19 protein-coding genes are annotated in these 21,995 nt (G+C 75.3%); 14 read left to right on the top strand and 5 right to left on the bottom strand.

Annotation, left to right across the window (positions count from 1 at the left end):
* Positions 1-2: 2 nt before the first annotated feature.
* The 4 genes from ACYVGT_RS00585 to ACYVGT_RS00570 all read left to right on the top strand — a co-directional run bounded on the left by ACYVGT_RS00585 (position 3) and on the right by ACYVGT_RS00570 (position 3,865).
* Complete coding sequence (locus tag ACYVGT_RS00585; protein WP_460854327.1) at positions 3-1,016, top strand: DUF58 domain-containing protein; 1,014 nt, start codon at positions 3-5, stop codon at positions 1,014-1,016.
* 123 nt (positions 1,017-1,139) lie between these two features.
* Positions 1,140-2,090, top strand: a complete 951-nt coding sequence (locus tag ACYVGT_RS00580) for a VWA domain-containing protein (RefSeq protein ID WP_460854326.1) — start codon at positions 1,140-1,142, stop codon at positions 2,088-2,090.
* Between the two features lie 174 nt (positions 2,091-2,264).
* Positions 2,265-3,053 (top strand): HAD family hydrolase, encoded by a 789-nt coding sequence (locus ACYVGT_RS00575; protein WP_460854325.1) that lies wholly within the window; start codon positions 2,265-2,267, stop codon positions 3,051-3,053.
* Positions 3,050-3,865 carry an NUDIX hydrolase gene (locus tag ACYVGT_RS00570; protein WP_460854324.1) on the top strand — a complete coding sequence of 272 codons (816 nt, stop codon included), beginning with the start codon at positions 3,050-3,052 and terminating at the stop codon, positions 3,863-3,865. The genes ACYVGT_RS00575 and ACYVGT_RS00570 overlap by 4 nt, the downstream gene beginning before the upstream one ends.
* Positions 3,866-4,137: 272 nt before the next feature.
* Here the strand turns inward: ACYVGT_RS00570 and ACYVGT_RS00565 are convergent, their stop codons facing one another.
* The 3 genes from ACYVGT_RS00565 to ACYVGT_RS00555 all read right to left on the bottom strand — a co-directional run bounded on the left by ACYVGT_RS00565 (position 4,138) and on the right by ACYVGT_RS00555 (position 7,367).
* Positions 4,138-5,412, bottom strand: a complete 1,275-nt coding sequence (locus ACYVGT_RS00565; protein ID WP_460854323.1) for an APC family permease — start codon at positions 5,410-5,412, stop codon at positions 4,138-4,140.
* Between the two features lie 283 nt (positions 5,413-5,695).
* Entirely contained in the window at positions 5,696-5,968 is a 273-nt protein-coding gene (locus ACYVGT_RS00560; RefSeq protein ID WP_460854322.1) for a DUF1876 domain-containing protein, read from the bottom strand.
* Between the two features lie 643 nt (positions 5,969-6,611).
* A complete protein-coding gene (locus ACYVGT_RS00555) occupies positions 6,612-7,367 on the bottom strand; it encodes an SDR family oxidoreductase (protein ID WP_460854321.1) in 756 nt (251 codons plus the stop codon).
* A 292-nt stretch (positions 7,368-7,659) separates the two neighbouring features.
* Between ACYVGT_RS00555 and ACYVGT_RS00550 the strand changes: the two genes are divergently transcribed.
* The 5 genes from ACYVGT_RS00550 to ACYVGT_RS00530 all read left to right on the top strand — a co-directional run bounded on the left by ACYVGT_RS00550 (position 7,660) and on the right by ACYVGT_RS00530 (position 12,900).
* On the top strand, positions 7,660-8,286 hold the full coding sequence (locus ACYVGT_RS00550; RefSeq protein WP_460854320.1) for a class I SAM-dependent methyltransferase: 627 nt from the start codon (positions 7,660-7,662) through the stop codon (positions 8,284-8,286).
* 200 nt (positions 8,287-8,486) lie between these two features.
* Positions 8,487-9,056, top strand: a complete 570-nt coding sequence (locus ACYVGT_RS00545; RefSeq protein ID WP_460854319.1) for a TrmH family RNA methyltransferase — start codon at positions 8,487-8,489, stop codon at positions 9,054-9,056.
* A gap of 352 nt (positions 9,057-9,408) precedes the next feature.
* Entirely contained in the window at positions 9,409-10,812 is a 1,404-nt protein-coding gene (locus ACYVGT_RS00540) for a hemolysin family protein (RefSeq protein ID WP_460854318.1), read from the top strand.
* Entirely contained in the window at positions 10,809-11,837 is a 1,029-nt protein-coding gene (locus ACYVGT_RS00535) for a hemolysin family protein (RefSeq protein ID WP_460854317.1), read from the top strand. Before ACYVGT_RS00540 ends, ACYVGT_RS00535 begins: the two co-directional genes overlap by 4 nt.
* Positions 11,838-11,958: 121 nt before the next feature.
* Positions 11,959-12,900, top strand: a complete 942-nt coding sequence (locus ACYVGT_RS00530; RefSeq protein ID WP_460854316.1) for a DMT family transporter — start codon at positions 11,959-11,961, stop codon at positions 12,898-12,900.
* A gap of 48 nt (positions 12,901-12,948) precedes the next feature.
* Here ACYVGT_RS00530 and ACYVGT_RS00525 read toward each other — a convergent pair whose 3' ends face one another.
* Positions 12,949-15,336, bottom strand: a complete 2,388-nt coding sequence (locus ACYVGT_RS00525; protein ID WP_460854315.1) for a lysylphosphatidylglycerol synthase domain-containing protein — start codon at positions 15,334-15,336, stop codon at positions 12,949-12,951.
* A gap of 1,046 nt (positions 15,337-16,382) precedes the next feature.
* Between ACYVGT_RS00525 and ACYVGT_RS00520 the strand changes: the two genes are divergently transcribed.
* From ACYVGT_RS00520 to ACYVGT_RS00500, 5 genes are all read left to right on the top strand, one after another.
* Positions 16,383-17,426 (top strand): EAL domain-containing protein, encoded by a 1,044-nt coding sequence (locus ACYVGT_RS00520; RefSeq protein WP_460854314.1) that lies wholly within the window; start codon positions 16,383-16,385, stop codon positions 17,424-17,426.
* Between the two features lie 137 nt (positions 17,427-17,563).
* Positions 17,564-18,052 (top strand): glutathione peroxidase, encoded by a 489-nt coding sequence (locus ACYVGT_RS00515; RefSeq protein WP_460854313.1) that lies wholly within the window; start codon positions 17,564-17,566, stop codon positions 18,050-18,052.
* A gap of 327 nt (positions 18,053-18,379) precedes the next feature.
* The gene (locus tag ACYVGT_RS00510; protein WP_460854312.1) at positions 18,380-18,955 is read left to right on the top strand and encodes a GNAT family N-acetyltransferase; all 576 of its coding nucleotides are present in this window, start codon (positions 18,380-18,382) and stop codon (positions 18,953-18,955) included.
* 99 nt (positions 18,956-19,054) lie between these two features.
* Positions 19,055-20,071: a helix-turn-helix transcriptional regulator gene (locus ACYVGT_RS00505; RefSeq protein ID WP_460854311.1), complete on the top strand. Its 1,017-nt coding sequence runs from the start codon at positions 19,055-19,057 to the stop codon at positions 20,069-20,071.
* 34 nt (positions 20,072-20,105) lie between these two features.
* Positions 20,106-21,047 (top strand): MerR family transcriptional regulator, encoded by a 942-nt coding sequence (locus ACYVGT_RS00500; RefSeq protein WP_460854310.1) that lies wholly within the window; start codon positions 20,106-20,108, stop codon positions 21,045-21,047.
* A gap of 23 nt (positions 21,048-21,070) precedes the next feature.
* Here ACYVGT_RS00500 and ACYVGT_RS00495 read toward each other — a convergent pair whose 3' ends face one another.
* Complete coding sequence (locus ACYVGT_RS00495; protein ID WP_460854309.1) at positions 21,071-21,853, bottom strand: DUF2306 domain-containing protein; 783 nt, start codon at positions 21,851-21,853, stop codon at positions 21,071-21,073.
* Positions 21,854-21,995: the final 142 nt, after the last annotated feature.

Below are 21,995 nucleotides of genomic sequence, written 5' to 3'. Positions count from 1 at the left end.
CCGTGCCCGGCCCCGCGCGCAAGCGGAGCAGCCCGCCGCTGCCGCCGCGCACCCCGCTCGACCCCCGCGCGCACGAGGCGCTGCGCAAGCTGGACCTGCGCATCGTGCGCCGCCTGGACGGCCTGCTGCACGGCGAGCACCTGGGCCTGCGGCTGGGCCCGGGCAGCGAGCCGGCCGAGGCGCGCCGCTACCAGCCCGGCGAGGACGACGTGCGGCACATGGACTGGGCGGTCACCGCGCGCACCACGGTGCCGCACGTGCGCGACCTGGTCGCCGACCGCGAGCTGGAGAGCTGGACCCTGCTGGACCTGTCGCCGTCGATGGACTTCGGCACCGCTGCCGCGGAGAAGCGCGACGTGGCGATCGGGGCGCTGGCCGCGGTGAACGTGCTCACCCAGCGGGTGGGTGACCGGTTCGGCGCCTACTTCCTGCACGGCGGCCGGGTCCGGCGCTGGCCGGCGCGCTCCGGCAAGGCGGCGCTGACCACGATGCTGTCCACCGTTCGGGCCGCACCGCGCAGCGGCGCGCAGGCCGCCGGCGCGATGTCGTTCGCCGATGCGCTCACCGAGCTCGCCCGCAGCCAGACCCGCCGCGGCCTGCGGGTGGTCGTCTCCGACTTCCTGGACACCCCGCTGCCCGCCGCGCCGGGCGCCCCGCCGCCGGAGGCGGGCTGGGAGCGGCCGCTGCGCCGTCTTGCAGCGCGCCACCAGGTGCTGGCGATCGAGGTGGTCGACCCGCGCGAGCTGGAGCTGCCCGACCTGGGCTGGGTGGAGCTGGCCGATCCGGAGACGGGCCGGTCCCGGGAAGTGCGGCTGACCCGTGCGGTCGCCGCCCGGTACCGGCAGGCTGCGGCCGACCAGCGCGCCGCGATCGCCGCGGGCCTGCGCCGCTGCGGCGTGCCCCACCTGCGGCTGAGCACCGACCGCGATTGGATCCTCGACATGGCCCGCTTCGTCATCGAGCAGCGCCGCACCGCGCACCGGCTCGCCCGCCACTCCCCCGCCGCGCCGCACTAGCGCGCGGGCCGGCCGCCCACCGCGCCAGCCGCCCCCGCCATTCCAACCGCCCACCCACGACGACCTCGCCCCGGACCGCACCGGACACGCCGGACGGGGATCCGCAGAACGGGAGACGAACCGGTGAACTTCCTGGCCCCTTGGTGGATGGCCGGCGCCTTCGCCGCACTGGCGGTGCTCATCGCCTGGTACGTGTGGGCCCAGCTGCGGCGGCGCGAGCACGCCGCGCGGTTCACCAACCTGGCACTGCTCGACCGGGTTGCGCCGCAGCGCCCGGGCTGGCACCGCCACATCGGGGCCGGCCTGTTCTTCGCCATGCTGGGGGTGCTCGCCGTCGCACTGGGCCGCCCGGCGATGCCGGTGGAGGTGCCTCGGGAGCGGGCCACGATCATGGTGGCGATCGACGTGTCGCCGTCGATGGTGGCCAACGACGTCGACCCGGACCGGATCACCGCGGCCAAGGAGTCGGCGGTGGGGTTCGTGGAGTCGCTGCCGGAGCGGTTCAACGTCGGGCTGGTGAGCTTCTCGGCCTCGGCCGGCGTCGTCGCCTCGCCCACCCAGGACCACCAGGCGGTCGCCGACTCGGTGCAGGGACTGCAGATCTCGCCGGGCACCGCGATCGGCGAGGGCGTCTTCGCCTCGCTGCAGTCCATCGAGTCCTTCGACGAGGAGGCCGACGACAACCCGCCGCCGGCGGCGGTCGTGCTGCTCTCCGACGGCGAGAACACCAGCGGGCGGCCGATCACCGCGGCGATCCGCGAGGCCACCGAGGCCGAGGTGCCGGTCTCCACGATCGCGTTCGGCAGCGGCGCGGCGCTGGTGGAGATCAACGGCGAGCCGGTGGAGGCCGACATCGACAAGGAGGCGCTGGAGCGGCTCGCGGGCGACACCGGCGGCCACTTCTACGAGGCCGAGACCGAGGACGAACTCGGGGAGGTCTACGGCGACATCGGCTCCTCGCTGGGCAGTGAGATCGAATACAAGGAGAACGTCATCTGGTGGGTGCGGGCGGCCGCCTTGCTGGGCGCCGCGGCGGCTGCGGCGTCGCTGCTGTGGACCCGGCGCCTGCCCTGACCTCCGCCCCGGCCGGGAACCGCGGAGGCGGTGACCGGGTCCGGCCTTCCCGATTCATGGCGCATCGTCCCAGTTCGACCGGTACCGTAGCCCTGTTTGCCCCGAGGGCGCCGCGGGCGCCCCGCCCGTTCCAGGGGGAGCGGGACCGACGAGAGTCTGACGAGACAAGGAACGATGCCCCACACCAGCGCCGCACCTGCGGCGATCTTCTTCGACCTGGACGACACGCTGCTCGACGAGCGCACCGCGAGCTCGGCCGGGCTGCGCGCGCTCATGGCGCAGCTGGGCCACCCGGACTTCGACGCCGCGCGCTCGCTGTGGGACGTGCAGACCGAGATCTCCTTCGGCGCCTATGTCGACGGCCGCCTCACCCTCGCCGAGCAGCGCCGTGAGCGGGTGCGCGCCCTGGCGGTCCAGGCCGGGCACACCGCTGTTTCCGACGCCGACTGCGACGGGCTCTTCGACCGCTACCTGGCGGCGCACCGCTCGGCGTGGACGGCGTTCGCCGACGCGGTACCCGCGCTGGACGCGCTCGCCGGCGCCGGGGTCGCGCTCGGGGTCATCACCAACGGGGTGGCGGAGCTGCAGCACGACAAGCTGGACCGGCTCGGCCTGGCCGACCGCTTCCCGACCGTGGTCTGCGCGGACACGGCCGAGGCGGGCAAGCCCGACCGGCGGATCTTCGCCGCCGCCTGCGCTCGCGCCGGGGTGGCGCCGGAGAGCGCCTGGCACGTCGGCGACCACCTGGACGCCGACGCGCTCGGCGCGGCCTCCGCGGGCCTGCGCGCGATCCTGCTCGACCGCCGCGGCCTGCACGGGCAGCGCAGCGACCTGACCGTCATCGCCGGCCTGGACCGGCTTCCGGCGCTGCTGTCGGAGGCCCGCGGCGCCGCGGGCGGGCCGCCGGCCGACGGTGCGGCCGAGCCCGCCGGTGCCGGCGGTGCCACGCGGGCGGCGCGGTGACCGGCGCTCCGGTTCCCACCCGCAGGGTCACCGTGCACGTGGACGACGGCCCCGGCACCCGCCTGCTCTTCGGCGAGGACCCGGCGGCCGCAGCGCGCCGGTCGGCAGGCCTGCCGCCGGCGGCGGCCCTCACGCCGCGCGCGGTGCTGCTGGAGCGTGCGGTGGTCGACGGACCGAGCGGCCAGCTCGACCTGCACGTGGACCGGATCCTGTTCGACTCCGCCCCGTCCGCTCCGGCGCACTCCGCGCGCTCCGGAGCGGTTCCGGGGCCGCGGGCGGCCCGGGCCCACACGCCGGAGCTCGCCGAGCTGGCCGCGGACGAGGCTCCCCGGCCCGGCCCGTCGCTGCGCCGGTTCGCCGCCTACGGCCTGGTCACCGGAGCAGACGGGCGGCTGCTGCTCTCCCTGATCGCCCCGGGGTACCCGGGCGCCGGAACCTGGCACCTGCCGGGCGGCGGCGTCGACCACGGTGAGGACGCGGCGTCGGCCCTGCACCGCGAGGTGTTCGAGGAGTGCGGGCAGGACGCCGCGGTGGGCGCGCTGGCCTCGGTCCTGTTCCACCACCGCGCCGGCGTCCACGGCCGGATGCACGGCACGGAGGCCTCGGCGACCGAGGTGTATGCGGTCTGGGCGATCTACCGCGTGGCGGTGGCCCACCCGAGCCCGCCGGTGGTCACCGAGGTCGACGGTTCGACCGCCGACGCCGCGTGGTTCTCACCGGAGGAGCTCTCCGGCCTGCCCCTCTCCGCAACGGCCCGGGCGGTCTTGACCACCGTCCCGGAGATCGCCCCCGCCGGCTTCCGTACCACCTGACCCGCTGCCGCCTCCCGCGGAGCGGCCTGCGCCGCCGCTCCGCTGCTGCGTGCCCTACCGCAGCCGCGGACCGGTGGTCCCGGCGCCCTCCCCCTCCTCCGCCGCCCAGCGGCCGGGAATGCACGCGTCCGCAGTCGCTGCCGCGCGGCTGGCCGCGCCCCGCAGCCGGCCGCGCTGGGCGCCTCGGCTCCCCCCCCCCCGGTCCGCGCCCGGCCCTGCCGCACCCGCGGAAGCGGACGTCAGCGGCGGCCGAAGCGGTACGGGCCCTGCCGTCAGGCCGCCCGGTCGTCCGCGGGAGGCGGCGGAGCGGTGCCCGGGCGGTGGGTGACGGCGTAGGCGGCGCCGCCGAGGGCGATGACCACGACGCCGGCCGCGACGGCCGTCAGCGGCAGGCTCATCGCCAGGACGACGCAGCCGGTGAGGCCGCCCAGCGCCACGAAGAGCGGCGGGCGGTTCTCGTCCGGGCCCAGGCGCAGTGCCGAGGCGTTGGTGATGACGTAGTAGACGAGCACACCGAACGCCGAGAACGCCACCGCCGATCCCAGGTCGAATACGAGCACCAGCAGGATCACTGCGGCGCCCACGGCCGTGTCGGCCACCCACGGTGTGCCGCGCTGGGCGCTGCGCCGCGCGAGGACGCCGGGCAGGTGGCCGTCGTCGGCCATGGCCGCCGCCGTGCGCGCGACCGCCGGCAGCAGCGCGAGCAGCGCACCCAGGCCGGCCAGGGCCGCGCCGGCGGCGACGACCGGGACCAGCTCCGGGGCGCCTGCGGCCCGCATGGCGTCGGCCAGCGGGGCCTGCGAGGCGGCGAGGCGCTGCGGGCCGAGGACGGCGAGGACCGCCAGGGCCACGGCGAGGTAGGTGGCGAGGACCGCCCCGAGCGCGATCATCGTCGCCCGCGGCAGTGTTCGGGCGGGGTCGCGGACCTCGCCGGCCAGGGTGGCGATGCGGGCGTAGCCGGCGAACGCGAAGAACAGCATGCCGGCTGCGCCGAGCAGGCCGAACGAGCCCGGCCAGGCGCCGTCCAGGGCCAGGTTCGCAGAGTCGGCGCGGCCCGAGGAGGCTGCGGCGGCCACCGCGCCGGCCAGGACCAGGGCGACGGCGGCCAGCAGGATGCGCGCGGTGCGCGCCGTCGAGCGCAGGCCGAACAGGTTGAGCACGGTCAGCACGAGCACGGCGGCAGCGGCGGCGGGCCGCTCCCACCCCGGCAGCGCGTAGGAGGCGAAGGCGAGCGCCATGACCGCGCAGGACGCGGTCTTGCCGACGGTGAACGACCAGCCGGCCAGGTAGCCCCACAGGTCGCCGAGGCGTGCGCGGCCCCACACGTAGGCACCGCCGGAGCGCGGGTGGGCGACGGCGAGCCGCATCGCCGAGGTGGCGTTGCAGAACGCGACGATGCCGGCGAGCACCAGCGCCACCGGAAGCCACGCGCCGGCCTCGCCCGCGGCGGGGGCGAATACGGCGAACACCCCGGCGCCCACCATCGCCGCCGCCCCGAGGACGGCTGCGTCGGCCGTTCCCACGGTGCGCGGCGCGGCCCCGCTCACCGGCTCCCTCCGCCGCGGCGGAGCACCGGCCGGTCCGGTGCTGCGGCGCGCGGTGCGCAGGGGTCCGCAATGCGGGTCGCGGTAGGCACGGAAGGTACCGTCCCTTCGGTCGGCTGGTATGCGGGGCGGTCCCCGCCGGACGCAAAAAGCCCGCCCTCGGGGGCGGGGTCGGGCGCGCGAGCAGAGTCTGCCCCACCGCGGTCACGGGGCAGTGTAGGAATGTCCTGGTCTGCCCGTCCACATTCGGCCGTGCGGCGGAACTCCGGGCGCGCGCCCGGCCGGATCAGGGCCGCCAGGGCCGGCCGGTGTTGTCGGCGATGTCCTCGGCGGCGACCTGGCGGAGCTGCCGGGACAGGTCCGACAGCGCACGGGAGACGGCCAGCTCCTCGCCGATCTCCGGGCTGTCGGAGTCAGCGGGGTGCTTGCGCGCGCGGCCGCGGCCGTGCAGGTCGGAGCCTTCAGCGCGCAGTTCGGCGTCGGCCCAGGTGTCGGCGGCGTCGCCGGCGGCCTCCTCGGAGAGGACGACCTCGATGTTCCAGCGCTTCATGGTGTGCATGGTGCTCCCCCTCGTCTGCGGTGCGCGGCCGCCTGCTTCTGCGGCCGCGTGCGCGTGAGGGGACGGGCGCCTGGTGCCCGCGCCGCGCATCCGGCCCGTGGCCCCGCGGCACGCGGGGCCGATCGCGCCGGTGCCGACCGGGTGGAGCCCGGCCGCCCGCCCGCGACCTCCCTCCATGATCGTCTGCCTGCGCCGACGGCGCAACGCCGCACCCGCAACCCCCGCAACAGCGGTCATTCCCGCTCACTTACCGCCAACGGTCCGAGCGGCGCGCCCGGCTGCACGCCGCGCGGTGCTCCGCCCGGGGCTGCGCGCGGGCCGGCGGGGACCGGCCACCGCGGATCGTGCGGCGTGTCCGGCGCGGCGCTGGAAGGGGCGCGCGGCGGAACCCGCTGCGCGGGCCGGCTCCGCCGCTGCCCCACGCCAGCCGCCGGCCGCGCCGCTGCGGGCCGGTCCGGCGGACGCAGCCGCGCGTCCGGAGAGAGGCCCGTCGCCGAGCCCCCGGGCAAGAGCCGCCTCCTGCCCGGCGCGCCGTTCACGGGCGCGCCCCCGCGCCCACCCCCGAGGCCCCGGCAGGGCCCGCTCCCTCCGGCGGCACCGGGCGGGTTACGGACCCTGCGGAGGCGGTCCGGCGGAGCGGCCGCTACTCCACGCCGGCGCTGAGGGTGCGGCCGCCGTCGAGGGTGTGGATCTGACCGGTGACCCAGGAGGCGTCGTCGGAGGCGAGGAAGGCGATCGCCGCGGCGATGTCAGCGGGCTCGCCGAGCCGCTTGAGCGGGTAGCCGGAGGCCACACCCTCCTCGTCGTCGGCGTACAGCGCCTGGGCGAAGTCGGTCTTGACCACGGCCGGCGCGACGGCGTTCACCCGGATCGACGGCGCCAGCTCGTAGGCGAGCTGCTCGGTGAGGTTGATCAGCGCCGCCTTGCTGGCGCCGTAGATCGCGATGCCGGGCGAGGGGTGCTGGCCGGCCAGCGAGGCCACATTGACGACGGCGCCGCCGTGGTCCTTCATCCACGCGTAGTAGGCCGCCGACACCCAGGAGGCGGCGGCGATCACGTTGATCTCGAAGATCTTGGCCATGGCGGCCGGCTCGACGTTGACGATGGCGTCGAGCACCGGGTTGGTACCGGTGTTGTTCACCAGGATGTCGATGGAGCCGAAGGTGTCGAGGGTGCGGCGGATGACGTCGGCGCGGTGCTCGGCGTCGTGGGCCTTGCCGGCGATGCCGAGGGCGTGCTCGGGGCCGCCGAGTTCGGCAACGGCCTTCTCCAGCGGTTCGGGCTTGCGGGCCGTGATGACGACGCGCCCGCCCTCGGCGACGATGCGCTTGGCTGCAGCCAGGCCGATGCCTCGGCTGGCTCCGGTGATGATGGCGACTTTGCCGTCGAATCGCTGCACGGGCGGTTCCTCTCGGGGACGGGACCGCGGGCGCGGTCGGGTCGGGTGCGGCTGGCTACCCGGTACGGCTCCCGCACCGGCACGGCTGCCCGCGCCCTGGGGACGCAGCCAGGGGAGGACACGTCCGCCGCCGCACCCCAACGTTACATACCGAGCGGTTTGCGATCTGCGTCTCCCCCGCGCCGGCCGGGCGCCTCCGAACAGCCCCGGGCGGGCGCGGCGCTGCCCGCCGTCGGCGCGCTTCCCCGGCCGGCAGGACCGGCGGCCCGATCGCCGCTGGTAGCGTCTTCGCGTGGCTGAGCACTACTTCGACGCCGAGCCGGGCGCGGCCCGCCGGCCGGCGACGGTCGACCTCGTCCTGGCCGACCTCCACCTGCGACTGGGGACCGACCGCGGCGTCTTCTCACCCGACAGGGTGGACCTGGGCACGCGGGTCCTCCTCGACTCGGTACCGCCGCCGCCCCAGCACGGGCGGCTGGCCGACGTGGGCTGCGGCTACGGGCCGATCGCGCTCACCATGGCGGCCCGGGCCCCTGAGGCCGATGTGCTGGGCACCGACGTCAACACCCGCGCCCTGGAGCTGGCCCGCGCCAACGCCGCCGCCGCGCATGCGGAGCGGGCGCGCTTCGTACAGGTCACCGAAGAGGGCACCCCGGCAGACGGCACGCCGCTCCGGGCCGTCGAGGGCCCGTTCGACGCGCTGTGGTCCAACCCGCCGATCCGCATCGGCAAGCCCGCCCTGCACCGGCTGCTCACAGTGTGGCTCGGCCGGCTCGCCCCGGGCGGCAGTGCCTACCTGGTCGTCCAGCGCAACCTGGGCGGCGACTCGCTGCACCGCTGGCTGGAGCAGCAGGGCCATCCAGCATCGCGGCACGCATCGCGGGCCGGCTACCGCGTGCTCCGCGTCGACCGGCCCTAGGACCGGCGCGCCGCATCCGCCCGGTAATTCCCCAGAATTCCCAGGGAACGGCGCCCGTCCCGGGAACCACCCCCGCACCTCAGCCGTTCACCCCCGCAGAGCGACCTTGCTTCACCCGCAGGGCCTGCAGGTATGCTGGCCGACACGCGGCAGGCATCCGCTCGCCGTCCGCACCGCCGACCACGAGGAACCCGCACCAGGTGAGCACGCAGCTGCGCCCCACCGACGTCAAACGTCTCAACCGCCAGTGGCGCAGGCGCACCGAGGGCCGTATCGCCCTCATCATCGAGTCCGTCACCCAGCCGTTCAACCTGGGTTCCATCCTGCGGACCGCAGCAGTGTTCGGCGTGGAGACGGTGTGGCTGGCTGGCAACACCACCGACCCCGCCCACCCCAACGTCGGCAAGACCGCACTGGGGTCGGAGCAGAAGCTCCGCCTGGAGCGGGTCCGCACCGGGCCGGACGCCGCCGCTGCGGCCCGCGCCGACGGCTACTCCGTCGCCGCACTCGAACTGGCCCGCGACGCACTCCCGCTGCATGAGGCGGCCCTGGAGGGCGACGTGTGCATCGCCCTGGGCTCGGAGGACCACGGCGTCTCGCCGGCCCTCCTCTCCGCCGCCGACTCCGCCGCCTACATCCCGCAGGTCGGGCGGGTCGGCTCGCTCAACGTCGCGGTCGCCGCCTCCGTTGCGATCGCCGAAGCGCGCCGCCGCGAATGGAGCGCCGGCGCAGCACCCGTGCACGGTGGTGACGCCGCAGCGCACGTCTGACCGGCCCGCGCCGCCGCGGCGGCGCACCGCATCCGCGACAGGCAGTCCGCACCGATCCCCGCCGGGCCCCTCGGGCCGCGGCTCCCCGAACCCACCCTCTGAGCAGGGTTGGAACGCGCACTCCCGGGAATTTCCGAGAGTCCGCGACCGTATCTCCCAGTGACCGAGCAGAGAGAGGAACAGTGGATCCGTCCCGAAGTACCGGCAGCGCTCTGAAGCACGCAGAGCGCTGCATATCCGACCCCGACGACCCGCCTTCACCGGTGGGCGCGCGCGCAGGGAATGACTCCGAGGAGGCGCGCGGCGCCCTTGCGGGTCCGCTCCCGGCCGCCCGATTCGGGGGGCGCGACCGGTGAGCATCCTCATAGACATCCTCCTGGGCATCGCGGTGATCGTGCTGATCACCGCCGCGACGGGCTACTTCGTCGCCCAGGAGTTCGGCTACATGGCGGTGGACCGCTCCCGCCTGCAGGCCCGCGCCGCCCAGGGGGACGCCGGCGCGAAGCGGGCCCTGGGCATCACCAAGCAGACGTCGTTCATGCTCTCCGGCGCGCAGCTGGGGATCACCGTGACCGGCCTGCTGGTCGGCTCGCTCGCCGAGCCGCTGCTGGGCTCCGGTGTCGGGGCGTCCCTGGGCCTGGCCGGCGTTCCGGCCGGCGTCGGGCTGGCGATCGGCGCCGCGTTCGCGCTGATCTTCTCCACGATGGTCCAGATGGTCTTCGGCGAGCTCTTCCCCAAGAACCTCGCCATCGCCCGGCCCGAGCCGGTGGCGCGCCGGCTGGCCCTGTCGACCGGCATCTACCTGCGCCTGTTCGGGTGGATCATCAAGCTGTTCGACCAGGCGTCGATCCTCCTGCTCAAGGGGGTCGGCATCAAGCCGGTGGAGGACGTCCAGCACGCCGCGACAGCGGCCGACCTGGAGCGGATCGTGGAGGAGTCCCGCGACAGCGGCGACCTGCCCGCGGAGCTGTCCACGCTGCTCGACCGCACCCTGGACTTCCACGACCGCACTGCGGAGCACGCGATGATCCCGCGGCCCAACGTCGACACGGTGCAGGCCGACGACAAGGTGAGCCGGGTCGTCGAGCTGATGGCCGGCGGGCATTCCCGGTTCCCGGTGATGGGCGGCGACGTCGACGACATCGTCGGCGTGGTGTGCCTGCGGGATGTGCTCTCCCAGGGCGAGGCCGACCTGGACGCGGTCGCGGTGGCGGAGGTGGCGCGGCCGGCGGTGCTGGTGCCCGCCTCGCTGACGCTCCCCGGCGTCCTGGCGCGGCTGCGCGAGTCCGGTGAGGAGTTCGCCTGCGTGGTGGACGAGTACGGCGGCCTGGCCGGCGTGATCACCACCGAGGACCTCGCTGAGGAGCTGGTGGGCGAGATCGCCGACGAGCACGACCCGGCCGACGAGGGCGAGGCCCGCGTCACCGAGGACGGCGCCTGGGTGCTGCCCGGCGCGCTGCACGTCGACGAGGTGGAGCGGATGCTCGGCCACGACCTGCCCGAGGGCGAGTACGAGACGATCGGCGGGCTCGTCATCAACGAGCTGCGCCGGCTCCCCGAGGACGGGGACTGCGTCGACGTCGCGCTGCCGCGCCACGCAGGCGCGCCGGAGGACGAGCCGCACCGGAGCATCACCCTCACCGTCGAGGGGGTCGACCGGCACGTGCCGGAGACGGTCCGGCTGGAGCTGCACGAGCACGCCGGCGAACCGGCCGGCGAGGCCGGCGGCGCCGACGCGAAGGAGGTCAGCGCATGAGTGACATGAATCCGCTGCTGGCCCTGGTGCTGTCGGTGCTGATCATCGCCGCCAGCGCGTTCTTCGTCGCGATCGAGTTCGCCCTGATCGCCGCCCGCCGCTACCGGCTGGAGGAGGCCGCCGAGACGTCGGCCTCCGCGCGGGCGGCCCTGCGCAGCGCGCGGGACCTGTCGCTGCTGCTGGCCGGCTCCCAGCTCGGCATCACGCTGTGTGTGCTGGCGCTGGGCGCGATCACCAAGCCGGCCGTGAAGCACCTGATGGAGCCGTGGTTCGCCTGGCTCCCGGACGCGGCCGGGTACGCCGTGGCCTACGTGCTCTCACTGGTCGTCGTCACCTTCCTGCACCTGGTGGTGGGCGAGATGGCGCCGAAGTCGTGGGCGATCTCGCACCCGGAGAAGTCGGCGACCCTGCTGGCGATCCCGATGCGGGCCTTCATGTGGTTCACCCGGCCGATGCTGGTCGTGCTGAACGGGATGGCCAACTGGTGCCTGCACCGGGTGGGCGTGACGGCGGTCGACGAGGTGGCCTCGGGGCACAACCCCGACGACCTGAAGGTGCTCGTCGACCATTCGGCCAAGGCCGGCGCGCTCGACGAGGAGCGCCGCGTGCAGCTCGCCAGCGCGCTGGAGGTCAACTCCCGGCCGCTGCGCGACATCACCACCCCGCTGGCCGAGCTCGCCGCGGTCGAGCGGGACGCCCCGCTGGAGGAGGTCAAGCGGGTCTCCCGCGACTCGGGCCACCTGCGGCTGGTGGTGCTGGACGGCGACCGCCCGCTGGGCGTCGTGCACGTCCGCGACGCGCTGACCAGCGCGCCCGGTACCGGTGCGGCCGATCTGATGCGGCCGGTCCCCACGCTGAGCGCGGAGGCGCCGATCTATGCGGCGCTGAGCATCATGCGGGAGAGCCGGAGCCACCTCGCCCTGGTGGAGGGCGAGGCCCCCGCGGGCGGCCGCGCACCGCTGGTGGGGCTGGTCACCATGCAGGACATGATGGACCGCCTGCTGATGGTCGAACCGCAGGCCTGAGCCGCGCGCGGCGGCCCCCGCCCCCTCCGGGGTGCGGGGGCCGTCCCGTTTCCCGGGACGAAATGTCCCGCAATCACACGGCGTGCGATGATGCCCCGGGTGTTCGGGGAGCGGAGGCAGTGTGGCGGAGCGGGTGCGCGGAGACCGGATGTGGGCGGTGGCGGTCGCCGCCGGGATGTGGGGCACCTCGGCGCTGATGCGCGAGCCGCTGTCGGCGGTCATGCCGGCCCCCGCCATCGTCTTCTACGAGCACGCCGTGATCGCGCTGTGCCTGCTGCCGTGGATCGTTCCGGCCTTCCGCTCGCTGGCCGCGGCGGGCCCGCGGGCGATCGCCGCGATGGCGGTGGTGGGCGGTGGGTCGTCGGCGCTGGCCACCACCCTGTTCACGCTCGCGTTCACGGTGGGCGACCCGGTCACCCCCCAGGTCCTGCAGAAGCTGCAGCCGCTGTTCGCGATCCTGCTGGCGGTGCTGCTGCTCGGCGAGCGGCTGCGGCCGCGCTTCGCCCTGTACGCGCTGCCGGCGCTGGCCGGCACCTGGCTGCTGGCCTTCCCCGACCCGCTGTCGGTCTCGCTGGACAGCGCGGCCGGTGCGGGGCTGGCGATCGGCGCCGCGGCACTGTGGGCGGCAGGCACGGTGCTCGGCCGGTTCGCGGGCACGTCGATGTCGTTCCTGCACGTCACCGCGGTCCGGTTCACCTTCGGCCTGCCGATCGCGCTGCTGATCAGCCTGGCCACCGGATATTCGCTGGCCCTGCCACCGGCGCAGATCCCGACTCTGCTGCTGCTCGCACTGGTGCCGGGGCTGATCGCCCTGTCGCTGTACTACTGGGGCCTGTCGCGCACTCCGGCAAGCCGCGCCACCATCGCGGAGATCGCCTTCCCGCTGGTCGCCGCCTTCGTGGGCGTGGCGGTGCTGGGGGCGCAGCTGGCGTGGCATCAGTGGCTGGGCGCCGCGGTCATCCTGGTGGCGATCACCGCGATGGCGTCCTCGCGCGCGGCGGCGGAGCCGACCGGGGTGGCGGTTCCGGAGGGCGCCCAGCACCGGGCGCAGACGCGCGGCTGACCCGGGGCAGCCGGGCGGGCGGCGGAGCGGCTCCGCGGCCCGCGGTGCTCAGATGGCCTTCCAGCGCTGCAGCAGGTGGAAGGCGCCCCAGCCGGGCAGCACCGGGAACCAGAACGTCAGCACCCGGAACAGCAGGACCGCGGGCAGGCCCACCGCGACGGGGATCCCGGCCACCGTGGTCAGACCGGTGAGCAGCGCCGCTTCCACGGCCCCCAGCCCGCCGGGGGTGGGGGCCGCCGAGCCGAGCGCGTTGCCGGCCAGGAAGACCACGGCGATCGCCGCAAGGTCGGCGCTGCCGCCGAACGCGGCGACGGAGAAGTCGAGCGCCAGTACGAAGCAGAGGGTCTGCAGCAGAGTGCCGCCCAGCCCCATGGCGAGGCGTCCGGGCCTCTGCAGCATGTCGAGCAGCTGGGGCAGCACGCCGCGGAAGTAGGGGCGGACCCGGTCGGCGACCGCGCCGCGCAGCCGCGGCACCGCGAGCACGGCGGCGACCAGCACGGCGAGCGCGGTGACCACCGCGATGAGCGTGCCCGAGGGCGAGAAGTCGGTGAACCGGCCGGTTCCGGTGAGGTAGGCGCAGAACAGCAGGATCGGCACGTGGGTGATGAGCCCGGCCGCCTGGGAGAGCCCGACCGCGGAGATCGCCAGCCCGGTGGAGGCCCCCTGGCAGGTGACGTAGCGGGTGTTCAGCGCAATGGAGCCGACCCCCGCGGGAGTGGCGATCCGGATGAACGACGCCGCGTACTGCACGAGGACGGTGGTCCAGAGCGGCAGCCGGATGGGGACGAACCCCATCAGCGCCAGGGCTGCGGCGAGCATGCACCCGGTGGCGGCGGCGAACGCGGCCGCGGCCCAGTGCAGCTCGGCGCCGGTGATGGTGGAGAAGTCGACGCCGGCGAGCTGGTTGGCCAGCACCAGCGCGACGACGGTGACCGCGGCAACGCTGAGCACGGTCCGCGGGCGCATCCGCTCCAGCCGCGCGGGGCGGGCCGGCGCCTCGGGGGCCAGTCCGAGGATGCCGTTCCGGAGCTGGGCGAGGACGCCACTGCGGCCGCGCATCCGTCTTCGCAGCGCGAACGGCAGGCCGGCGGTCTGCAGCAGCGGAAGCAGCGCAGCGACGGCCGGCAGGCCGAGCACCCGCACCGCCGAGTCGATCGCCCGCTCGGGCCCCGTGCGCAGCGCGAGCGTGGTGAGCAGCGCCGCGGTGTCCAGCGAGGTCTTCAGCGGCGCCGCGGCGACACCGCCCGCCCACAGGCCGGTGAAGGCGGGCCGCCCGGACAGCCGCCAGCCGGCGACCGAGCCGTCGATGGCCCCGTGCGTGATGCGGTTGCGGTGCAGCAGCGCCAGCTCGCGCCAGAGCCCGTCGAGGGCGGCGTCGTCCAGTTCGGCGTCGGCGGTCTCGTCCAGGGGGCGCAGCCGCAGGTGCTCGGTGACCAGCACCGCGGTGCCGGCGCCGAGCTCGCCGATGGCGAGCAGCCGCGGCACCGAGGCGCCGGCGTTGCGGGCGGCGAACGCCAGCAGCGCTGCGTGCTCGAGGCGGCGGCTGAGCGAGAGGGTGAGCGGCGGCGCGACGGGGCCGCGGAGCAGCGCGGCGCCGGCCAGCCGCTGCAGCATGCGCAGCGGGGCGTCGGCGCGCATCAGGACGACGTCGAGGCGGCGCTGCGGCGTATCGGCGGTGAACAGCAGCGACCCGTCGCCGTCGGAGCCGGCCGGCTCCAGGCCGAGCGGGTCGAGGCCGAACCGGCGCAGCTCGCCGAGGAGCGGCTCGGCCACCGACGCGGGCCGGGAGGCGCCCACCGCGTAGCCGGCGAGCGCGGCGGCGGTCGCGCCGACCGCGGCGGTGGTCAGCAGCGCCGGAATGGTGGAGAAGCCGGACAGCAGCACCGCGAGGGCGGTGACGGCGATGCCGCTCCACAGCGCGGTGCGCAGCGGCCCGATGAACCGCGGCCCCAGCGCCGCGGCGAACGCCACGGCGGCGGCCAGGTAGGCGTGCACCGGCGAGGTGAAGGTGCTCCCGCCGGAGGCCGCGGCGAACAGCTCCGGTGGCCCGGCGGGTCCCGCGGCCGCAGCGATGCCGGCGTTGACCGCCCACGCGCCGCCGTAGCCGGTGAACGCCGCGGCCAGGCCGCGCAGCGCGTCGCGGCCGGAGCGGCGCACCAGGAGGTCGACGGCGACGGCGGCCGCCAGCACGAGGATGGCGGTGTTGGAGACCGCGGCGACCAGGGCGAGCAGCGAGGGCGGCAGCAAGGCGCGGAGCTCGTCGGGCGCCGGCCCTGAGGTCTGGTCCCCGCCGAGGGCGACCGCGAGCAGGACGGCCAGCAGCAGCAGCGTGCCGCACACGGCGAGCAGCAGGTCCAGCGGCCGCCGATTCCCCGGCCGCACCCCCGCCAGCGCAGCCCCTGCTCCGCCTCCGGACCGCCCGTTCTCGGTGCTCACGCCTCCACCCTGCCGCACCCGCCGCCTTCGGCGCACCAGCGCCCCGCCGTGCGCTCCGATCCCGGCACCGTGCTCCGCGCGCATGCAGCTGCACGATTCCCTTTCACCTGCAGCGGCAATTGCACCTGCACGCGCCCGGCGTTTCCGCTCCCCTTGAAATCGCAGTTCCGGAATTCAGAATGGCACGATGGCCGAGTTCGGACACACTCCAGGACTTCCCGGAAAACCCCCGCTGAGCACCCGAATCCCGGAACAGAATCCACCTTCCGCGAGTTTCGGCGCCGCCGGTCGCGATTTTCGGCGCAATGGCCGGGGCACAATTCACAGAAGACGACCGGGGGCGCGAGACACCCGGAGGAGTGTCGGTGCAACTGATCGTCTTGGGCCCAGTGGGAATTCTATCCAACAGTTCCCCCTCCCCTCTCGGACGCGGCCGCCAACTGCAGATCGCCGCGCAATCGGCGGTGGCCCGGCCGGTCCTCCAGCACCCCGGCGCAGTGGACTGGGCGCGCTTCTCGGGACTGCCCGCCCACGCGCGGCCGCAGAGGCACTGAACACCCCGGCCGACAGTGACGACCCACTCCATCACCGACATTCCAGACCCCTGCCGACACAGAAGGGCGAATCGCCGAAAACGGAAGGGATCGGCCGGATGCCCCGGGCTGCGCCATTCCCTCTGCACGCCGGCCCTCCCCCGCGCAGGAGTGGATGCGCGCCAGCCTCGCCGCCCCCGTTCCGGGCGAACGGCCCGGACGGCACAGCGAGGAGTCGCCATCCGGCGGATCCCGGAGAGCACGAGCGCGAGCGCCGGCCACTGGAGATGGCGCACATCACATGGCCGCGGACTCTGGCGCGCCGCACGGTCTGCGCCCGGGGGCGGCACCGGAAGGGGCCGGTGAACTCTCGGCTTGCACCGGCTGAACTCTGCTGGTCGCGGGGTGACGGGAGCCGTGGTCAGCGAGAGGATCGGGCCCGTGTCCGGTTCCTCCGCATCTGCACGCCCGCTTCCGGCTCCGCGCCGCCACCCAGCGCCGCGGACCTACCCCGTGGTCGACCTCAGTTCGGGATCCGTGCTCGCCGTGGGCACCGATCCCGAGTCCGGGCCGCCCGTCGCCGACCCCGCCGCCGCAGCCGAGAGGTTCGCGGCAGTAGGACGCGCCCTGGCGGCGGCAGAGCCCCTGCTTCCGCTGCTGCTGCCGCTGCCTGCGCCCGCTGCCGCCGACGATCCGCGCACCCCCGCGCTCTTGGAGACGGCGGTCCGGCGGGCAGGGCGGCGCCCCCGGGACATCACGGTGCGGCTGCACGGCACCGCTGACCTCCCCGCCGAGCGCCTCTTCCGCGCCGTGCGCCACGTGCGCGCAGCAGGCTTCCGGTGCGCCATAGCGGCCGACGTGCCGCCCCAGGCGATCCTCCGGGCGCGGCCGTTCCTCGTCTGCTTCGACCCGGCGACCGTCGCGGCAGTGCCGACCGAGCCGTCCGCTGCCGCCCTGGTCGAAGGGATCGGGCGGATCACCAAGGAGGCGGACGGTTTCCCGCTCGCCGACGGCGTCTCCACGCCGGAGGAGCTGACCGCGGTGCGCGCTGCGGGAGTCCGGCTCGCCACCGGCGCGCTCTTCGCCGACGAGGACTGGCAGCCCGGGGCTCCGGTCCGCCCGGTGCCCGAGCCCGCAGCGGAGCGGCCGCATCCCGAGGGCGGGGAGTCGATCACCGGTTACCTCCGCCCGCCGGCCGACCTTCCCGTCGATGCGACGGCATCGGAGGTCCTCGACGTCTTCACCAACGACCCGGCGCTGAACAGCGTGGTGCTCATCGACCACCGGGAGCGGCCCGCCGGCGTCTGCGACCGGGCGCGCTTCCTGCTCGCGGTGACGGGACCGTACGGCCATGCGCTGCATGCGTCGCGCCCGGCCGAGCGCCTGGCCGAACCGGCGCGCACAGTGCCCCGCGACGCACCGGTGTGGGCGGCGCTGCGGGTCGCGGGCGCCTCGGGCGACCGGGTCCACGACGACCTCGTGGCCGTCAACGCATTCGGCCAGGTGGCGGGAGTCGTCCGCGTGGGCGACCTGATCGCCGCCCTCGCCAACGGCTGAACAGGCCCAGCAGCGGGGCGCCCGGAGGGCTGTGGGGCGGGTGGGGGACCATGGGCGGGTGCGGCACCGAGGGGTCCCCTGCCGGGAGGCAGGTGTCCGCTGGGCCGCCATCCGCGATCCCACCGTCAGGAGTTGCCATGTCCGTTTTCGATGTCGAGATCGGGGCCCTGAACGGCGGTTCTGCCGAGCTGGGGCAGTACCGCGGTTCGGCCGTACTGGTTGTCAACGTCGCCTCGCGATGCGGTCTGACGCCGCAGTACAGCGAGCTGGAGGAGCTGCAGAAGCGCTACGCCGGCCAGGGGTTCACGGTGCTGGGCGTGCCGTGCAACCAGTTCATGGGCCAGGAGCCCGGCACGTCCGAGGAGATCGCCGAGTTCTGCTCGGCCACCTACGGCACCACGTTCCCGATGACGGAGAAGACCGAGGTGAACGGCGGCGGCCGGCACCCGCTCTACGCGGAGCTGGCCGGCGCGGCCGACGCCGAGGGCCACACCGGCGATGTGCGCTGGAATTTCGAGAAGTTCCTGGTTGCGCCGGACGGGTCGGTTGCCGCCCGGTTCGCCCCGGCGACCAGCCCCGGAGCCGCAGAGGTCACCGAGGCGATCGAAGCGGTCCTCCCCCGCTGACGCGCCGCCGCCGGGCCCCGCCAGCGGGGCCCGGATACGCCGCAGCCACGTCCCGGAGCCGTGCAGGACCGCCTCGGGGACGAGCGCCGGCAGAGCCTCCCGGACCACCCGGGGGTCGCCCCGGCGCCCCCTTCTGCACGGCTCTGCACGGGTTCAGACCATAATGTCCTCCCTTCTGCCGCATTGCAGCGCTCCATGCCCCCGGTCCGGATTGCGCCCGAGTGGGCTGGGCGCGGCGGGTTATCCGGGACCGGCCGGGTCTCGCCGGTACTCGGGGCGGGCGCGCGGGCCGGGCTACGGTGACCGCATCGTCAAGGGACGGAGGACATGGCGATGACGGTTTTCCTGGAGACCGAGCGCATGGCGCTGCGGCGCTTCACCGAGAACGACGAGGGGCTCCTGTTCGGCCTGGACGCCGACCCGGAGGTGATGCGCTACCTGAACGGGGGGCGCCCCACGCCGCGGGAGGACGTGCGGGAGCGCATCCTGCCCGCCGTGCTCGGCTGGTACGAGCGGGGGGAGGACCGCGGCTTCTGGGCCGCGCAGACGCACGACGGCGGCTTTCTCGGCTGGTTCCACCTGCGCCCGCCGCAGGGCGGCTCGGCCGACGAGCCCGAACTGGGCTACCGGCTGCGCCGGTCGGCGTGGGGACGCGGCTACGCGACGGAGGGCTCGCGCGCTCTGCTCGGCGTCGCGTTCGCCGACCCGGCGGTGCGGCGCGTGTTCGCCCAGACCATGGCGGTCAACACCGGGTCGCGCCGGGTGATGGAGAAGGCGGGCCTGCGCCTGGTCCGCACATTCACCGACGAGGGGCGGCCGATCCCGGGCTCTGAGCACGGCGACGTCGAGTACGCCATCACCCGCACCGAATGGGCCGAGCTCCGCGCGGGCGTGCCGGGCTGACCGCACGCGCCGGCGGCCGCCCCGCTCCCGCCGCGGGGCGGCCGCCGGGCCCGTGCGCCCCGCGCCGGCACGGCCGCCGGCGCCGCGCATACTGGAACCATGCGCGCCGACCGCCTGCTGTCATTCCTGCTGCTCCTGCAGAACCGGGGGCGGATGACCGCCGCTGAACTCGCCACCGCACTCGAATGCTCCGAGCGGACGGTCTACCGCGACGCCGAGGCGCTCGGCGCCGCCGGGGTGCCGCTCTACGCCGAACGCGGCACCGGCGGCGGCTACCGGCTGGTCGACGGCTACCGCACCCGGCTCACCGGGTTCACCGGCGCCGAGGCCGACTCGCTCTTCCTGAGCGGGCTGCCCGGCCCGGCCGGCGCGCTCGGGCTGGGCTCCGAGATGGCGCTGGCGCAGCTGAAACTGCTAGCCGCGCTGCCCGAGGAGATGGCCGAACGCGCCGACCGGGTCCGGTCCCGCTTCCACCTCGACGCGACCGCGTGGTGGCGCTCCCCGCGCGGCACCCCCCACCTCGCCGCGCTCGCCGACGCGGTGTGGCGCGAGCGCACGGTCGCCCTCGCCTACCGCCGGTTCGACGGCACCGAGGTGCAGCGCACCGCGGACCCGCTCGGCGTCGTCCTCAAGGGCGACTCCTGGTACCTGCTGGCGCGGCCGGCCGGCGCCGCCGACGACGACCTGGAGGCCGTGCGCACCTATCGGGTGGACCGGATCCGCGGCGCGGAGCCGACCGGGGCCTCCTTCATCCGACCCGCCAAGTTCGACCTGGCCGAGGCGTGGGACGCACGGTCCCGCGACTTCGAGGAGTCGCGGTACCGCCTGCGGGTCCGCGTGCTGCTCACCGACCGCGGCCGCGCCCTGCTGCCGGCGCTCTCCTCCGAACGCACCGCCACCGGAGCGGAGGAACTCGGCACCGCCCCCGACGGGCGCACCGAGGTGGCGCTGCTGATGGAGTCGGTGCCGGTCGCCGTGCACGAGCTGTCGTCCTACGGCGCCGACGCCGAAGTACTCGCCCCGGCCGAGCTGCGCACGGCACTCGCCGGCCACCTGCGCGCCGCAGCCGACCGCTACCCCGCAGACCTGCGCCCAGCGCCGCGGAACGGCGCTTGACCCTCCCGCGGCGGGAGACTCCACGATGGCGGACATGAACGAAGACGGGCAGGCGCCGCTGCAGGCCATCGGCGACGTGGCCGCACGGTGCGGCCTCTCCGTCAAGGCCGTCCGGTTCTACTCCGACGCGGGCCTGGTCCCTCCGGTGGCGCGGTCCGCCGCCGGATACCGGCTCTACGACGCGTCGTCCGTGGCGCGCCTCGACCTGGTGCGCACGCTGCGCGCGCTCGGCCTGGGGCTGCCGGCGATCCGGGACGTCCTCGACGGGCGGAGCGGCCTGGGCGGGGTCGCGGCGGCGCACGCCGACGCGCTCGACGCCCAGATCCGGCTGCTCCGCCTGCGCCGCGCGGTCCTGCGGACCGCGGCCCGCACCGAACCGACCTCAAGGGGAATCCAGCTCATGCACCGGCTCGCGACCCTGTCCGCCGAAGAGCGGCAGGAGATCCTGGACGAATTCCACGACCACGTCTTCGGCGGCCTCGACACCGCCGACACGCCGCGCGAGGCCATGCGCGCGGTCCGCGCCGATCTGCCCGCCGACCCCTCACCCGAGCAGGTGGAGGCGTGGGTGGAGCTGGCCGAGCTCGTGCGCGACCCCGGGTTCCGGGAGCGCGTGCGCGGCATGGCCGAAGCCGGCGCGCAGTCGAAGGCCGACGGCGCCGCCGCGGAGCCCGACGAGGCGAGCCAGCGCCTCGCCGCCCAGGCCGCCGATGCCGGCCGGGCGGCGCTCGCCGACGGCGTCGCCCCGGACTCCGCCGAGGGCCTGCGGCGCCTGGCGGAGGCGCTCGACCGCGCCGGAGCCGACCCGGCGCCCGCCGAGCGCGAGCGGGCCGCCGATGACTTCGCCGCGTTCACCGACGCGCGCGTCGAGCGCTACTACGCGCTCCTCGGCGTGATCAACGGGACACCGGCGTTCCCGCCGGCCGTGCCCGCCTTCGAATGGTTCATCGCCGCCCTGCGGGCGTCCGCCCGCTGAACCCCCCCGGTGCCGGCCGCGGCTCAGCCCGCGGCCGGCGCCGGCCTCCGCTCCGCGCCGGGCCGGCTCCGCGGCGGCCGGCGGTACTGGAGCCACCATTCGGCGATGAGCAGGTTGACGACCCAGCTGAACCAGGAGGCCGTGGCGGCCATGACCATGACCGCGCCGTCCTCGCCGAGCGAACCCGCCTGCTCCACGAGCGGGCCGACGGTCACCGCGTAGACCACGATCCAGACCCGGTCCGTCGCGATGGCGAAGATCAGCGCGAAGCTGCGCACCATCCATGCCCGGTGGGCGGCGAAGTCGCGGCGCCGGGCGGCGCGCCAGCCCAGCGCCGTGCAGGCGATCCAGAGCAGGGACCACAGGACGGTGCTCACCGCCGTCGCGGGGCCGGATGTGCTGAGCACCGCCAGCGGCACCGAGGGGATGCCGACCGCGGCGAGGCCGAGCCCGGCGTAGAGCCTCCCGCTCCACCGGTGCACCGCCGGGTGGTTGCGGCGCAGCCAGGGCCACACCTGCAGGCAGACGGCGAGCATGACGAGCGCTCCCGCGAAGATGTGCGTCACCAGCAGCGGGTAGTACCAGCCGAGGCTCCAGGCAGGCGCGTCGCCGTAGGCGGCCGCCTGCCGCGGGTCCAGGGACAGGTAGCGCGGCACTGAGAACGCCAGGAAGACGAGGGTGGCCAGTCCCAGTGGCGCGATCCACGGGCGCCGCCACCACCGGACGGCCCTGCGCTGCCGGGCGGCGGGCGCGGGCGGGGCAGGATGCGGCGGCGTGCCGTCGGAATCGGTGGCGGCGGTGGCCATGGGGCGGCTCCTCACAACTGGCGGGCATACACAGATTAACTGTGTATATAGCAATCAGTTTATGAGGTATCGCTGTTTTTTGCCCTCCGTGGCCGGAAGCGGCACCCGGCGGCCGCGGGCGCGCCCGCCGGAGCACTGAATA

This window comes from Nocardiopsis coralliicola, from assembly GCF_054779695.1.
The sequence above is the reverse complement of the archived record's forward strand: the minus strand, read 5'-3'. Positions and strand labels throughout refer to the sequence as shown.

What these genes read in the sequence shown, in the direction of transcription:
- ACYVGT_RS00495 (WP_460854309.1), bottom strand. Translation starts at nt 21,853, where the DNA reads ATGGCCACCGCCGCCACCGATTCCGACGGCACGCCGCCGCATCCTGCC.
- ACYVGT_RS00510 (WP_460854312.1), top strand. Translation starts at nt 18,380, where the DNA reads ATGGCGATGACGGTTTTCCTGGAGACCGAGCGCATGGCGCTGCGGCGC.
- ACYVGT_RS00560 (WP_460854322.1), bottom strand. Translation starts at nt 5,968, where the DNA reads ATGCACACCATGAAGCGCTGGAACATCGAGGTCGTCCTCTCCGAGGAG.
- ACYVGT_RS00515 (WP_460854313.1), top strand. Translation starts at nt 17,564, where the DNA reads ATGTCCGTTTTCGATGTCGAGATCGGGGCCCTGAACGGCGGTTCTGCC.
- ACYVGT_RS00505 (WP_460854311.1), top strand. Translation starts at nt 19,055, where the DNA reads ATGCGCGCCGACCGCCTGCTGTCATTCCTGCTGCTCCTGCAGAACCGG.
- ACYVGT_RS00500 (WP_460854310.1), top strand. Translation starts at nt 20,106, where the DNA reads ATGAACGAAGACGGGCAGGCGCCGCTGCAGGCCATCGGCGACGTGGCC.
- ACYVGT_RS00575 (WP_460854325.1), top strand. Translation starts at nt 2,265, where the DNA reads ATGCCCCACACCAGCGCCGCACCTGCGGCGATCTTCTTCGACCTGGAC.
- ACYVGT_RS00535 (WP_460854317.1), top strand. Translation starts at nt 10,809, where the DNA reads ATGAGTGACATGAATCCGCTGCTGGCCCTGGTGCTGTCGGTGCTGATC.